This window comes from Aliivibrio finisterrensis (assembly GCF_008933155.1).
GTDB lineage: Bacteria > Pseudomonadota > Gammaproteobacteria > Enterobacterales > Vibrionaceae > Aliivibrio > Aliivibrio finisterrensis.
The window spans coordinates 151,219-165,664 of record NZ_WBVP01000003.1; the positions used below are offsets into that span (position 1 = coordinate 151,219).

The following is a 14,446-nucleotide window of genomic DNA, read 5'->3' on the forward strand; positions in this document are numbered from 1 at the left end:
ACTAACAATAATTACGCTTTGATAAGTAAGGCTGCTTCTTGCTTGGTTTTTTTGGTTTTAACTTGAGCCAAGATAACACCAGAAATTACCATTAAACCACCCATTAAATGGTAGCTCTCAATCTTCTCACCTAACAGAATCGCGGCAAGTGATACCGCCACTACAGGCAATAAGTTCATGAACATCGCACTTGATTCTGCACCAATGACATCAATCGATTTTACCCACATCCAAGGTGCTAAAATAGACGCAGCAATAGATGCATACATGATTAATGGGATAGAATTTTCTGTTGGTAATAAATTGTCGCTGGATAACCATAATGGCGCTAGCATGGCGACAGCAAACAGCCCTTGCATATAAATTAGCTGCCAGCTAGTGATGGGCATTTTCCAGCGTTTTAGTAATACACAATAAGTCGCATAGCAACTTGCAGCAATGACCATTAAGCCATCACCTTCTGTAATTGGTTGATGTAAGAAGAAAGTGACATCGCCATGCCCAAGCATGAATGTTAAGCCAGCTAGCGAGATCACCGCTCCCACAATACTTAATTTAGAAATACGTTTACCTAGCAGAGGTAAGCTTAAGAAAATACTAATCAAAGGCACTAGCGAGGTAATAAGAGACATGTTGGAAGCTGTTGTTGTTAGGCCAGCGTAATACCCTAGAGATTGGTTTAATACCATGCCAAGTAGGGCTAAAAAAGCCAATTTACTTAAATAGGGACGGATCACATGACGAGATTTGATGACAGAAGGCAAACAAAATGGAGTCAAAATCAGCATGGCAAAAGCCCAACGATAAAAACTCATTGCGCTTGGCTCAATAGCAGAAGCTGCCATTTTATTAATAATAGAATTGCCGCCCCAAATAAGTACGGTGAATAGCGGTAAAAGATAATACATGTGAACTGCATCTCATCAGAGGATAATGGGATGCAGTTTGACAGGTACAATTAATTATATATATCTCTAATCGGACACTTTGATTTATTAGAAAGACATGATTACATTTTGTGCTTCATTCCAGCCATGACTTTTTTTACTGGTGCTTTAAATACTTCTTTATCGCCATTTGCAAAGTTAAGGTTTACGTCAATAAACTCTTCTTCTTTTAATGAACCTGTTAGTTCAAAAAGCATGATATGTAAGCCGCCTGGCTTTAAAACGGTGTCTGAGTTTTTTGCTATGGTGATAGATTCTACTTCACGCATTTTCATCATGCCGTCCGTCTCTATCACGGTATGCAGCTCAACTTTATTTGCGGCTGAGGTCGTGGCTGATATCAGTGTTCGATCTTTATCGCCGTCATTTTTTATGGTCATGAAAATAGCACTATTAACCGCATTGGGTGGCGTTGCACGTGCGTATGGATTTTCAATGGTTAATTCACTTTGAGCAAAAGCGGTAGAGCTAAGTAAAAGAGTAATTAGGGCAAAGATGGTTTTTTTCATCGGATATTCCTTTAAGAAGTAATGGTCCCTTAGGGACACGAGTTATTTTTATTGCGAAAGAGACAAAATCACTCTCACTATTGGATCGGGTGTCACGGTATGAGGTACTTTGGTGATTAACGTCCCATCTGGTGTTAGAAAGTAAAAATAAGAGGAGTGATCAATCGTATACTCCAATGCAGAGTCTTTGAGTTCGGTTTTATGGAAGGTGACGCCGTAACGATCAGTTAACATATTGACCGTTTGTAGTGAGCCAGAGCTGCCTTCTATCCTTTTATGAAAGTAATGTGCGTAATCAGCAGAGTGTTCTGGTGAATCTCTTTGTGGATCAAGTGTGATAAAGATAGGACGGAATTGAGATAATGTGGTGTCGTCTATTTGGTTGAATGCGCCTGATAGCATGGCTAATGAGGTAGGGCAAACGTCAGGGCAGCGAGTAAAGCCGAAATAGACAATGCGAATACGTGGATCGCTAAGATCAAACAGATCAATGGCCTTATTGTTTTCGCCATAAAGAGAGACATCATCAGTGAGATTTGCTAAGTAGATCTGTTTTAACGCAAATCCTGCGAATACGATCGCGATGATGAGTAAGAGTTTTTTCATTGTTGAGCCTTTAATGAAATAGTGACTTCTGTATTTCCATCAGTGAGGGTTCCTGTCCACACCATGGTATGTTGAGTACAAATAGGTAATAGGATCTCGCCTTCAAATGTGTTGTCGTTGGTTTTGGTTAGTTGAAATATAGGATTGCCCATTTCCATCTCTAGCCCTTGAAGAGAAAGAAGGAGTTTTTCTGAGTTCGTATTTGGCCATGTAACGGTAATAGAGCTAGGCTCTAAAGGTGTAAGAGTGCCTTTTTGTAACTGAATATCAACCCCATTTTGTCTGCAGGGTTGAGTCGATAGCTGACAAGTATCTTCAATCGCAATGTTTGGCTTCATTTGGTTTTTAACAAAATGCGTCATGTCAGAGAAAAAGAAGCTGATAAGTAATAAGGCAACAACAAATAATATTTTGAATACAGTAGAAAGCATTTTCATACAGACAGCAACTCAAGAAAAAAGTGTGCAAAGGGTAGCATAATGAAAATACAGGATAGAGTACTAGTTACTGTAGTGTGAGCTCAGTTAAGTTGTCTAAGAAAAGAGGTTATAACGATGGATAAAAAGCGTTGCGAATGGGCAGAGGTTTCTGATTTAGATAGAGATTATCACGACAATGAATGGGGTGTACCGGTTTATTCTGATGATGAATTATTTGAGTATTTAACTTTGGAAGGTGCGCAAGCAGGGTTAAGCTGGTCGACGATTTTAAAGAAGCGAGAAGGATATAGGGTTCTATTTGATCAATTTGATATTGAAAAAATCAGTCAATACGATCAAGACAAAGTAGAAGCGTTAATGCTAGATGTGAGAATTATACGCAACCGACTTAAAATTAAATCTACAATTACTAATGCTCATGCTTTTATTGGCATACAAAAAGAGTTCGGCAGTTTTTCTAATTATCTATGGGGTTATGTCGACCAAACGCCTATTCAGAATCATTGGAAAAGCATGTCTGAGGTACCAGCAACAACTGAGTTATCAGATAAATTAAGTAAAGATTTAAAGAAACGCGGCTTTAAGTTTGTCGGTTCAACTATTTGCTATGCCTTTTTACAAGCGACTGGGGTAGTGAATGATCACTTAGTTAGTTGCCCTTGTTATAACAAAGATAGTAAGGAAAAGTAATGAATAAGAAATCATTACCTGATGTAGAAGAAAATATTATTGATACGCTGGATGTGGGCGATACATATCAAGAAGTGTTACTTAAGAAAAAGGAAGGTCGAAATTACTCTTCTAAAGCTATTTTGTCTGAGAGATGATTTAAGCAAGATCGTCGTCATAAAGATAAGATAGACATCAAAATTTAAATCTTATATTTACTTAATGAGCGTGAACCATGTCACATTTTGTATTTTTTGGAAATAGTTGTAAATTTTCTCAATTTTAATGCTTTCAGACCAGAAAATTGCTTGTACTCGCTACAAAATAGGAGGATTATCCGACATTCCTATTCACTTGTATCAAAATGTTTCTATTATGAACCAGTTCGACTCTTTATTACCGCCACAAATGGCTGAACGCGCTGCTGAAGTTGGCGTAGCAAAAGCAACTAAAGACCCATTCAAATCATTTTTATTAGCGATCACTGCTGGTATTCACATCGGTATTGCTTTTATTTTTTATACCACAGTAACGACGGGTGCTGAGTCAATGCCTTGGGGTATGTCTCATTTTATTGGGGGCCTTGCCTTTAGCCTTGGTCTTATTTTGGTTGTCGTTACTGGTGGTGAACTATTTACGAGTTCAGTATTAACATTGGTTGCCCGTGCAAGTGGTAAAATTAGCTGGAAAAACCTGTGTGCTAACTGGGCTGTTGTTTATGTTGGTAACTTTATTGGTGCTATGCTACTGGTTGGTATCATGCTAGTTGCAAAGCAATACATGAATGATGGTGGCGCGGTTGGTATTAATACGATGAAGATTGCTCAGCATAAACTTCATCACGGCTTTTGGCAGGCGATTGCGCTAGGCCTTATGTGTAATGTTTTAGTGTGTGTGGGTGTGTGGATGACATTCTCTGGCCGTACATTAACAGATAAGATCTTAGTTATGATCCTTCCGGTTGCTATGTTTGTTTCTGCGGGCTTTGAGCACTGTATTGCAAACATGTTCCAAATTCCAATGGCTGTCGGTATTAAAACATTTGCATCTCCTGAGTTCTGGGCGGCAAGTGGTTATTCTGCGTTAGATTTTGCTGACTTAACATTAAGTAATTTTGTTATTAATAACCTTATCCCCGTGACGATTGGTAACATCATTGGTGGTGGTATTTTTGTTGGTATGGGTTACTGGATCATCTATCTACGTGAGCCAAACAATCATTAATTTGATTCGTTAAACTGCGTATGTAGATTTTACATAGATATTAGATAAAGAGAAGGAGCGTTTTGAACGCTCCTTTTTTGTTTGCCCAGCAAAGCTGGCAAACCCATCTGCTTGCAAGATAGTAGAGTTACCCCGACTAAGGGGAAGGCATTTATTTCCTATTTTAAAAAAAACTAGGGCAGACACCTCTAGCGTTTATTAAGCATAAACAGAATAAAAAGTGATGGAAATCACAAATGCTGCTATACTCCCCCTAAATTTGAAAAGCTGGACATATGGGCCAGTTTTTTTATGTCTATTTGAATAACTAATTGGAATGTACTGTGCTAACGACTGCTAACATCACAATGCAATTTGGCGATAAGCCACTGTTTGAAAATATTTCTGTTAAGTTTGGTAATGGTAACCGTTACGGTTTAATCGGCGCGAATGGCTGTGGTAAATCTACCTTTATGAAAATCTTAGGTGGAGAGTTAGAGCAATCGGCTGGTACGGTATCGACTGATCCTAATGAGCGTATGGCTAAATTAGGTCAAGACCAGTTCGCATTTGAAGAATTCACAGTAATTGACACTGTTATCATGGGTCATAAAGAACTGTGGAAAATCAAAGAAGAGCGTGACCGTATTTATTCTTTACCAGAAATGTCTGATGAAGATGGCATGCGCGTTGGCGATTTAGAAACTGAATTCGCAGAGATGGACGGCTACTCAGCTGAAGCTCGTGCGGGTGAACTGCTATTAGGTCTAGGTCTTCCTGAATCACAACACTTTGGTCTAATGAGCGAAGTTGCTCCTGGTCTTAAAGTTCGTGTTCTTTTAGCACAAGTTCTGTTCGCAGAACCAGATATCATGCTTCTTGATGAACCAACGAACAACTTGGACATGCACACTATTGCGTGGTTAGAAGACGTTCTTTTAGCTCGTAATTGTACAATGATCATCATCTCGCATGACCGTCATTTCTTAAATGCAGTATGTACACACATGGCTGATGTAGATTACGGTGATATTTGTCTGTTCCCTGGTAACTACGACGAATACATGACAGCAGCAACGCAAGCTCGTGAACAACTTCAGGCAGATAACGCTAAGAAGAAAGCGCAAATTGCTGACTTACAAACGTTCGTAAGCCGTTTCTCTGCAAACGCATCAAAAGCAAAACAAGCAACGTCTCGTCAGAAACGTTTGGATAAAATTGAACTAACAGAGATTAAAGCATCAAGCCGTCAATCTCCGTTCATTCGTTTTGACCAAGAAAAACCACTTTTCCGTAACGCATTAGAAGTTGAAGGTCTAAAACAAGGTTACGGCGAAAACATTTTAATCAATGGTGTAAACCTGATGGTTGAAGTGGGTGAGCGCATTGCAATCATCGGTGAAAATGGTATCGGTAAATCAACGTTCCTAAATACATTAGCTGGCGAGATGGAACCAATGTCAGGCATGGTTAAGTGGTCTGAAAATAACAACATTGGTTTTTACGCACAAGACCACGGCCATGATTTCGCTGAAGATCTAAATCTATTAGATTGGATGGGTCAGTGGAAACAAGAAGGCGATGACGAGCAAGTGGTTCGTGGTATTCTTGGTCGTATGCTTTTCTCTCAAAGTGATATTAAGAAATCAGTAAAAGTGATTTCTGGTGGTGAGCAAGGTCGTATGTTATTTGGCAAGCTAATTATGCAAAAGCCAAACATCCTATTAATGGATGAACCAACAAACCACATGGACATGGAATCAATCGAAGCATTAAACTTGGCGCTAGAGAACTACAAAGGCACATTAATGTTTGTATCTCATGACCGTCAGTTTGTATCTTCAATTGCAACACGCATCATCGAAATCACAAAAGATGGCGTGAACGATTTCCACGGTACTTACGAAGAGTACTTAGCAAAACAAGGTCTAAAAGGCTAATTCAGAAACCTAATATTCTGGATAATCAATAAAATGGAAGACTAGAGATAGTCTTCCATTTTTTATGCCTGTCGTAAGTGAATTTCAGTTACTTCAACTTAAGATTATTTAGCAAATACGTTAAACTCTGGAATAGTTGCACGTCCACGTAGTGCTAAGAACTGAAGAAACTGTTTAGGTGTATGAGTAATTATTTTCTCAACGGGAAAGTCTACAGTATCCATAAGTAATTCTACCTTTTCAAACTTACCAATATCCGCACAAAAATGAGCATCACTTCCCGTAGTGATATAAGCGCCTAGATCATTCGCGATTTGGGCAATGGTATAACAACGGTCAATACTACCAATACGACTTCCCCCTTTAAGCGAGGTATTGTTGATCTCTATAGCGACGTTGTTATCAACCGCACATTGTATGACTTCTTCAAAATTAAAATCAAAATTTGGATTACCCAAGTGACCTAAGGCATCAATTCGACCAGATTCTATAATCTTGATTAATGCTTGCGTGTGTACTAACTTATTTGTAGGAGGAAAAACAGGTTCATGAAAACTTGCAATAACCCAATCAAGGTTTTGATCTACAGAGGGTGGGATGTCTATATCACCTTCAATATTACAAATGTTAACTTCACAGCCTCTTATTATGGCAACACCGTGGAGAAAACGAGGTAACACTCTCTGATTACTAAAAAACCAGTAATGAGGAGCACCTGGCATAGAAGAGGCGTGATCAGTCGTGCAAAACATAGGTAAACCAAGCTGAGAAGCTGAAAATGCATTTTCACTGATAGTGCTATAAGCATGACCACTAGCGTAGGTATGGGTATGAGTATCTACTTGAATGCGCATTAGTTTTCTCCTTTTAACTATTAATGCGATCAGTATAACCGATTTTTGCAACTTTTAGCTTTGACATTTGTCTGACATAGTATGAAAGAAAGAGAAGTAACATTCATGTTATTAATGAATGCGTTAAAAAGATCGAGGTTGTAATGATGAAAATAGAAATATTAAACGGTGATTTAAATCAGCTAACAGTCTATCAATTACGAAATCTTCAGCATGCAGTAAATAAAAAGCTGAAGGAAAAAACATCATCGAAAATTGAGTTTAGTGGTGAACTCTTAACTGATGAAGAACTAGATATGTTATCTGAGGTTATGAAAAACTAACCCACAAATAACCAAACAGCGACACCAATCATCAAACTGCCTGAAATTCGGTTCATTATTTTGACGTTATTGGAATGGCCAAGCACGCGTTTAAGTCCTTTACCGCCAACGGCATAAAGTGTCATACATAAGAACTCACAGATTAAAATAATAGATACAAGTGCAATTAATTGCGGTGCAATGGCATTACTTCCGTCAATAAAGGGTGGCAGTAGAGAAACCATAAATGCCCAACCTTTCGGGTTAGCAATTGCCGTAACAAAACCTTGAACCACTAAATTCCAATCTTTTCCTTTTGGCGCTTCCGTAGTCTCTCCAGTCATAGCAAGCTTTCCTTTTGAACGCCACATTTGAACGCCGATATAAGCAAGATAACTAGCACCTACCGCTTTAAATGCAGTAAACAACCATGGATAATTAAGCATTACTGCTGCCACACCTAATACTGCTGAAACAGCAACAATAGCTACGCCAACGAGCTCTCCCATCATCATCCAAAGTGTGCGTTTATAACCGATGCTCATTCCGAGGCTAAGGGCTAACGTCATGCACATGCCTGGAGTAACAGAGACGAAAAAAAAGGTAGGGACAAAAGCCCATAAAATAGTCGTATTCATTCTGATTAATAGATAAAAAGTATAGAAAAACAGAGTACGGAAATTAAAGTGAAATGCAATGTAAATGTTTGCATCATAGTGTTAATTTTATTAATAGTGTTATATATATCAACTTAGTTTATTTTTTAAATAGCGAATAAAAAGCTGTGTTCGTGTGTGTTCATAATCTAATGTTGGGTAGTAAGCATTGACCGATATGTGATCAGTTGTCATCTCAGGCAAGACTGCAACTAGATTACCCGAGTCAATGTCATCAGTTAGCATTTGCTTACTGGCTAATAAAATCCCCATTCCTCGTTTTGCGGCATGGAATAGGGCTTCAGGGTTGGTCGTTGCAAAATTACCTCGTAGAGTGACTCGCTTTCCATTCGCCAGTTTTATTTCTCGTACTGGTCGTTCGCCCCAAATCAACATATTATGACGTTTTAGTTCATCGACATTATTTGGTAAACCATGCTTAGCGATATATTCTTTTGAAGCAAAAAAACCAGAGTGATGTTCAAAAAGAGGCGTAGATTTATAACTAAAGGTATTGAGTTGTTCTAGCTCACGACTGATAAAAACATCGACATTATTTTCAGGCACTTGCCCTGGTAGCGTTGTGATTAACTGAACTTTAATTTTTGGGTAAGTTGCTAGAAATTCATCTAAATATTTGATGATAAATTTGGACCCAACAGCAAGTGTTGCGCCTATTTTTAATAACCCTGTTGGTGTCTGGTTGATAGCGCGAGTTTCATCAACTAAATGCTGCCATTGGTCCAATTGTAGCCGGGCGCGTTGATAAAATAGAATGCCAGCTTCAGTTTGATGAACAGACCGAGTCGTTCGAGTTAATAACTGCACTCCAACTCTGTCTTCAAGCCAGCTGATGCGTTTACTTATAGCGGAGCCTGAGGTGTTCATTTGAAAAGCCGCGGAATTGAAGCTGCCTTCTTCTACCACTTTTATGTAACTTCTAACGCACTCTATCCAATCCATGATTGATTCCTATTGGGACGCAATGTGATTCCTCTAGTTGCTATTATCAATGATATTGATTGAATGTAAACTGGCTAAATGAATAAAAATAAGACACAAACGTTGCCATCAGGTCGCTTAAATAAAACGCCATTACTTCTTGCTATGATGATCATTGCGACGGGGCAAGTCGGTGTGAGCATTTATTTGCCATCCCTTCCGCTAATAAGTCAAGAACTTGGTGTTTCGTCTTCTGATGCTCAACTTCTAGTCACGCTTTTTTTAGTTGGCTTTGGCAGCTCACAGTTGTTTTATGGCCCTTTGTCTGATGCACTTGGACGACGTCCAATATTCATTTTAGGACAGGGGATTTACTTGTTAGGGACATTAGTCTGTTTCGCTATGACAGATAATTTTACCGCGTTAGTGTTTGGTAGATTACTTCAAGGCCTTGGAGCGGGCAGTGCATCGGTACTTGGCCGAAGCGTGCTAAGAGACAGTTACAGTGGACATCACTTAACAAAGGCAATGTCTTATATTTCGATAACCGCGTCGATATTACCGATACTTGCGCCGGTAATTGGAGGTTGGATCGCTTGGCATTTTAGCTGGCAGTGGGTGTTTGGTTTTGTGCTTATTTATTTAATGAGTATTTTGACTATTGGTTATTTTATCTTGCCTGAAACATTGCCGTATAAGCCAGAGAAGTTCAGTATCCTTCAAACATTACGAGACTATGGTTCTTTATTTAGTAATGCTCAAGTGATCTCAAGTGCAAGTTTGAATTGGGTGAGCTATTTAAGTAGTTTGGTTTCGGTCTCTTTATTGCCCTTTTTACTTCAAGATGGGTTAGGGCTTACAGCGGCTGAATATGGAGAAGTAATGATTATCCCATCAACAGGGCTCATGATCGGTAGCTTTATTCTCAATAGTTTAAATAAACGTTGTAGTGTTATTCAATTGATGGGAGTAGCGCTCGGGATAATGACAGTATCAGGTTTATCATTGGTGTTTTTTGAAACCTCACTGTTTTCACTGGTTTTTGGATTCACATTGCTTGCAGTAGCTCAGGGCATTTCATTCCCACTCTCTATTAATTTATTACTGGCTCCGCATACCAAAAAAGTAGGGACAATCTCGGCCTTATCAGGCTCTGTTCAAATGTGCTTAGCAGGATTACTTGGCGGTTATTTGGTGAAGGCTTGGGTGACTGACCAAAACAGTTTAGGTTTATTTTATTTACTGATCACAGTGTGCATGCTCGTTGTTTTATTATGGAATAAGCAAGTTCAACCTAATAATAGCTAATAATATCAAATGATTACTAATTATTCAGTGAAGAGTTCTAGCTTTCTTTGTATAAACAAAAGCTATTCAGTGTTAAAGTTCATAAAACCAATCATTTATGATTTTATATATCGATTTGTTTATTTTGCGTGAAGTAAAGCACTACATAGTTTGATTTGTTAGCATTTCTGCGTAAATAATAAAGATGTAAATCATTTGTTAACTTACTGCAGGAGGCATCATGTTACATTCACATAGTACAACATTGCAGCTGACACAATTAAGTCATGCTGCGGTTCATCAACTCGCACCTTCATTTTCTGGATTACCTAAAACGTTGCACGCTGATGGTAACTTCCGTTTAAGACGTTATTCCGTTATTCGAATGGTAAACGAGGAAGTGGTGGAGACGAACCAGCATAACTTTGTGCAAAGTGAAGAGATTAACCATTACCAAGGTGATGTTATTCGTGAGTTTGAAGGCATTGAAAGTGATATTTTGCACAGTGAAGGCATGGCTGAAATGTGTCAGGTCTTTATGGGTCTTAATCATTTACCAAATGGGCAAGAAATTGAAATACATCAAATGCGTATTGCCGCGATTTATGAAGAAACTCAAATTGCTCCAGAAGGTGTTCACCAAGATGGTTTCGATCATATCGCCTTGATTGGTATCGATCGTTCAAACATTGAAGGGGGAGAATTACTTGTATACAAAGATTCAAACGAAGAACCATTTTTTAGGAAAATTTTAGAAGATGGTGAAGTTGCTATGGTTGATGACAGAAAACTATGGCATAACGGCAAGCCAATTCGATTGATTGAACAAGATCATGAAGGGCATATGGATGTATTTGTATTAACCGCAAAGGATAATGTTAATGACTTTCACGCCTGAGCAAGCCCGTTTGCAATTTCCATCTTTAGCGCAAACAACTAATGAGCTTCCGATTGTGTTTCTAGATGGCCCCGGAGGCTCTCAAGTGCCCAATTCTGTGCTAACTGCGATGACAGAATACCTTGGTTATTCTAACTCTAATCTAGGCGGTCATTTTTTTTCAAGCCAAATAACGAATAGTGTGATGGATACTGCTCGCTCTTCTTGTGCTGCGTTAGTAAATGCACCAAGCAGTAATAATATTGTCTTTGGTGCTAATATGACGTCCTTAACGTTTCAGTTAAGTCGAGCGATAAGTCGAGAATGGAAAGCGGGAGATGAGATCATCGTTACGGCATTAGACCACTATTCGAACGTATCAAGCTGGCAGCAAGCCGCAGAAGACAAAGGGGTCATTGTTCACCAAGTTCGCGTTAGTACCACTGATTGCACGTTAGATATGGATCACTTTTATTCGCTGCTGTCTGATAAAACCAAGTTGGTTGCCACGACATTCGCTTCTAATACCACAGGCTCTTTAGTTGATGTGAAGTCGATGATTAACGCTGCACATGGTGTTGATGCGATGGTGTATGTTGATGCGGTTCACTACGCCCCTCATCATTTAATTGATGTGCAAGATCTTGATTGTGATTTTTTAGCCTGTTCAGCGTATAAATTTTTTGGCCCCCATGTCGGTATTGCTTATGTGTCTACCAAATGGTTACAAACGCTTTCGCCATATAAAGTTGAACCCGCCACAAATATAGGGCCAGGCCGATTTGAGACGGGCACACAAAGCTTTGAAGGGTTGGCTGGCGTTACAGCAGCTATTGAGTATTTGGCTCAATGGGGAGCAAAAGAGGCGAGTTTACGAGAAAGACTTATCTCTAGTTTTATTCAGTACGAGCAACATGAATTAGCACTGACGCACTATTTTGTAAATAAATTAGAGAGTAGGCCTTGGATTTCATTGTTTGGTATTAGTGATCCTGAAAATTGCATTAATCGGACCCCAACGTTTGCTATTCGACTTCAAGGGAATTCTCCAGAAGCAGTAGCCAAAGCATTAGGTTTGCATAACGTATGTGTATGGAATGGGCATTTTTATGCACTTGGCTTAGTGAAGCAGTTAAATCTAGAAGCGTATGGTGGTGTTGTTCGTATTGGATTTATGCACTACAACACCGTAGATGAAATAGACTACTTATTTTCGTTATTAGATGCACTGGTATAAAACGCAGCAATATCTTTTAAATCTTGATCATTGAGTCGTTGTAACTGGGCCTTCATCATTTGTGCTAGGGGCCCTTTTCGCTCGTCATTTTGATACGATTTCATTGAGTTATATAAATACATTTCATTTTGCATATCTAAATTAGGGTAGCTTGAATTCATCGCCTTTCCTGTTTCACCATGACAAAAAATGCAACTTGGTGCTTTTAATTTGCCTTTAACAGGATCACCTAATGTATTTGCGTAAGTGGTGTTTGAAGCACAAAGCAGAGCAAGCAAAATCCATTTAATCATTATCGTTAGTTTTAACTGATATTAAGGTTGATTTTTATATTAAATTATTATTGGTGAACGAACAATGAAAATTGTCAGTTTTTTAGCTATATTTACTACTAAATTAGATAAGCTAACATCTTGTTTCTTTGATAAAATAAATCGAATGATCACCATTGTTTTTTTTTGAGAGCGAGCTTTGAATTCTGTGTATTAATTCAAGATATAACAAATTAAAACGGTCTATAGTTTACAGAGTGATCCAAATAGTAATCTCTTCCGTAGTAGTATGAATTATTATGGAGGTAGATATGCAAACTCAGCACATAGAAGTGAGCAATCGATTGAACTCTAGTTATAAGCCAATACAAAATGAAGAGGATGTCGCCAAGCTAGATTATTGGTTAAATCTAGTGGGAGAAACTCAAGATAAATTGGCATTTTCACAGTTATTTTCATGGTTTGCGCCCAAGATACGCGCCTACGGAATTAAAAAATTTAATGATCCTACTTTGGCAATGGATTTAGTTCAAGAAACCATGACGTTAGTGTGGCGAAAAGCGGCTCTGTTTAATCAGACTAAAGGGAATGCATCAGGGTGGATTTTTACCGTGATGCGAAATCACAGCTTTGATATGTTACGTAAAATGCAATCAAATAAGGAAGATACAATAAGTAGTGATTTATGGCCACTATTTGATAAGCAAGTAGAAACAATAGAAACCGATTGGTTAGAGTCAAAACAGTTACATCGTTTAGTCAGTTTGCTACCTGAGGCACAAAGAGTGGTTGTCGAAGGCTTGTATATTCAAGGGTTAACTCAACATGAACTGTCAGAGCACCTTGACCAGCCCATAGGGACGATAAAATCCAGACTACGCCTAGCATTGAGTAAATTAAGACAGGAGTATGAGAATGACTAATATTACTTACCATCCAAGCGATGAGCTGTTGCGTTCTCATGCCAATGGCGAATTACCGGAGTCTCTTTCTGTTGCAGTGTCTCTACATTGTGAGTTGTGCTCAGAATGTAAAAACAAGGTTGAGGCTATCAGCCAAGAGTTAGCAAAAATGACATGGCAAAGTAACAGCCAGCCTATGTGCACAGAAAGTAATGAACCAACGGTTGACTATACAACAATGTTGGAAAGCATCATGCAATTAGACGCAGGCGACTCTTATCTTATGTCTACACCGACACATCATGTCTTTATTGCTGATAAAACCTTTGAAGTACCGTATTTATTGCATCGATATGATGACTTGAAATGGAATCAATTAGGCGCAGTGAGCCGTGCTCGTCTTATCGAAGAGCAAGATACACGATCAAATTTATTGCATATTGCTGCAGGAGGAGAGATCCCAAACCATACCCATAAAGGATTTGAGTTGACCTTGTTACTTGATGGCAGCTTTCAAGATGAATCTGCTCATTATCAAAAAGGCGATTTCATTTGGTTAGACGCATCACACGAACATAGCCCCAAAACGACGGAAGGTTGCTTGTGTTATACGGTTCAAAATGCTCCGCTGCATTTTACAAAAGGATTGAGTAAATTATTTAATCCCATTGGCGGCTTATTGTATTAAAGATCACAGGAAGTGAACCATTTTATCAGCGGTTACGTATCTATAAGTAACTAATAAGTAAATAATTGCTGATAAAAATATTGGCAGTGAGCGTGAATTGAATAATGGCTCACTG

General features: G+C 38.7%; 18 protein-coding genes. 10 read left to right on the forward strand and 8 right to left on the reverse strand.

Annotated elements, in window-relative coordinates:
* Window positions 1-11: 11 nt before the first annotated feature.
* The 4 genes from F8B77_RS03900 to F8B77_RS03915 all read right to left on the reverse strand — a co-directional run bounded on the left by F8B77_RS03900 (window position 12) and on the right by F8B77_RS03915 (window position 2,499).
* Window positions 12-908, reverse strand: coding sequence for a DMT family transporter (locus F8B77_RS03900; RefSeq protein WP_151653888.1), 897 nt, complete (start codon window positions 906-908; stop codon window positions 12-14).
* Between the two features lie 101 nt (window positions 909-1,009).
* Window positions 1,010-1,456, reverse strand: coding sequence for a copper chaperone PCu(A)C (locus tag F8B77_RS03905; RefSeq protein WP_151653890.1), 447 nt, complete (start codon window positions 1,454-1,456; stop codon window positions 1,010-1,012).
* 48 nt (window positions 1,457-1,504) lie between these two features.
* The gene (locus tag F8B77_RS03910; protein WP_151653891.1) at window positions 1,505-2,062 is read right to left on the reverse strand and encodes an SCO family protein; all 558 of its coding nucleotides are present in this window, start codon (window positions 2,060-2,062) and stop codon (window positions 1,505-1,507) included.
* On the reverse strand, window positions 2,059-2,499 hold the full coding sequence (locus F8B77_RS03915; RefSeq protein WP_151653893.1) for a hypothetical protein: 441 nt from the start codon (window positions 2,497-2,499) through the stop codon (window positions 2,059-2,061). The genes F8B77_RS03910 and F8B77_RS03915 overlap by 4 nt, the downstream gene beginning before the upstream one ends.
* A 117-nt stretch (window positions 2,500-2,616) precedes the next feature.
* On the opposite strand from F8B77_RS03915, the gene F8B77_RS03920 reads away from it, so the two are divergent.
* The 4 genes from F8B77_RS03920 (at window position 2,617) to F8B77_RS03930 (ending at window position 6,314) form a co-directional block, all read left to right on the forward strand.
* A complete protein-coding gene (locus F8B77_RS03920) occupies window positions 2,617-3,192 on the forward strand; it encodes a DNA-3-methyladenine glycosylase I (protein WP_151653895.1) in 576 nt (191 codons plus the stop codon).
* Window positions 3,192-3,329: a hypothetical protein gene (locus tag F8B77_RS17490; RefSeq protein WP_167512755.1), complete on the forward strand. Its 138-nt coding sequence runs from the start codon at window positions 3,192-3,194 to the stop codon at window positions 3,327-3,329. The genes F8B77_RS03920 and F8B77_RS17490 overlap by 1 nt, the downstream gene beginning before the upstream one ends.
* A 217-nt stretch (window positions 3,330-3,546) precedes the next feature.
* The gene (gene focA / locus F8B77_RS03925) at window positions 3,547-4,395 is read left to right on the forward strand and encodes a formate transporter FocA (RefSeq protein WP_151653897.1); all 849 of its coding nucleotides are present in this window, start codon (window positions 3,547-3,549) and stop codon (window positions 4,393-4,395) included.
* A gap of 323 nt (window positions 4,396-4,718) precedes the next feature.
* Complete coding sequence (locus F8B77_RS03930; RefSeq protein ID WP_151653899.1) at window positions 4,719-6,314, forward strand: ABC-F family ATPase; 1,596 nt, start codon at window positions 4,719-4,721, stop codon at window positions 6,312-6,314.
* Window positions 6,315-6,418: 104 nt separating this feature from the next.
* Here the strand turns inward: F8B77_RS03930 and F8B77_RS03935 are convergent, their stop codons facing one another.
* Window positions 6,419-7,168, reverse strand: a complete 750-nt coding sequence (locus F8B77_RS03935; RefSeq protein WP_151653901.1) for a phosphatase — start codon at window positions 7,166-7,168, stop codon at window positions 6,419-6,421.
* A 143-nt stretch (window positions 7,169-7,311) separates the two neighbouring features.
* On the opposite strand from F8B77_RS03935, the gene F8B77_RS03940 reads away from it, so the two are divergent.
* Entirely contained in the window at window positions 7,312-7,491 is a 180-nt protein-coding gene (locus F8B77_RS03940; RefSeq protein WP_151653903.1) for a hypothetical protein, read from the forward strand.
* Here the strand turns inward: F8B77_RS03940 and F8B77_RS03945 are convergent.
* Together F8B77_RS03945 and F8B77_RS03950 are read right to left on the reverse strand one after the other, a co-directional pair.
* Window positions 7,488-8,108: a LysE family translocator gene (locus tag F8B77_RS03945; RefSeq protein WP_151653905.1), complete on the reverse strand. Its 621-nt coding sequence runs from the start codon at window positions 8,106-8,108 to the stop codon at window positions 7,488-7,490. The two genes, F8B77_RS03940 and F8B77_RS03945, sit on opposite strands and share 4 nt — an antisense overlap.
* A 108-nt stretch (window positions 8,109-8,216) precedes the next feature.
* Window positions 8,217-9,089 (reverse strand): LysR family transcriptional regulator, encoded by an 873-nt coding sequence (locus F8B77_RS03950; protein ID WP_151653907.1) that lies wholly within the window; start codon window positions 9,087-9,089, stop codon window positions 8,217-8,219.
* 102 nt (window positions 9,090-9,191) lie between these two features.
* Here F8B77_RS03950 and F8B77_RS03955 point away from each other — a divergent pair, with 102 nt between their 5' ends.
* The 3 genes from F8B77_RS03955 (at window position 9,192) to F8B77_RS03965 (ending at window position 12,469) form a co-directional block, all read left to right on the forward strand.
* The gene (locus F8B77_RS03955) at window positions 9,192-10,376 is read left to right on the forward strand and encodes a multidrug effflux MFS transporter (RefSeq protein ID WP_425277983.1); all 1,185 of its coding nucleotides are present in this window, start codon (window positions 9,192-9,194) and stop codon (window positions 10,374-10,376) included.
* Window positions 10,377-10,596: 220 nt separating this feature from the next.
* Entirely contained in the window at window positions 10,597-11,253 is a 657-nt protein-coding gene (locus F8B77_RS03960) for a 2OG-Fe dioxygenase family protein (protein ID WP_151653911.1), read from the forward strand.
* Window positions 11,237-12,469 carry a cysteine desulfurase-like protein gene (locus tag F8B77_RS03965; protein ID WP_151653912.1) on the forward strand — a complete coding sequence of 411 codons (1,233 nt, stop codon included), beginning with the start codon at window positions 11,237-11,239 and terminating at the stop codon, window positions 12,467-12,469. Before F8B77_RS03960 ends, F8B77_RS03965 begins: the two co-directional genes overlap by 17 nt.
* Here the strand turns inward: F8B77_RS03965 and F8B77_RS03970 are convergent.
* Window positions 12,436-12,762, reverse strand: coding sequence for a c-type cytochrome (locus F8B77_RS03970; RefSeq protein ID WP_151653914.1), 327 nt, complete (start codon window positions 12,760-12,762; stop codon window positions 12,436-12,438). The genes F8B77_RS03965 and F8B77_RS03970 overlap by 34 nt on opposite strands.
* Before the next feature lie 290 nt (window positions 12,763-13,052).
* On the opposite strand from F8B77_RS03970, the gene F8B77_RS03975 reads away from it, so the two are divergent.
* Together F8B77_RS03975 and F8B77_RS03980 are read left to right on the forward strand one after the other, a co-directional pair.
* Entirely contained in the window at window positions 13,053-13,664 is a 612-nt protein-coding gene (locus tag F8B77_RS03975; protein WP_151653916.1) for a sigma-70 family RNA polymerase sigma factor, read from the forward strand.
* Window positions 13,657-14,331 carry a ChrR family anti-sigma-E factor gene (locus F8B77_RS03980; RefSeq protein ID WP_151653918.1) on the forward strand — a complete coding sequence of 225 codons (675 nt, stop codon included), beginning with the start codon at window positions 13,657-13,659 and terminating at the stop codon, window positions 14,329-14,331. Before F8B77_RS03975 ends, F8B77_RS03980 begins: the two co-directional genes overlap by 8 nt.
* Window positions 14,332-14,446 lie beyond the last annotated feature (115 nt).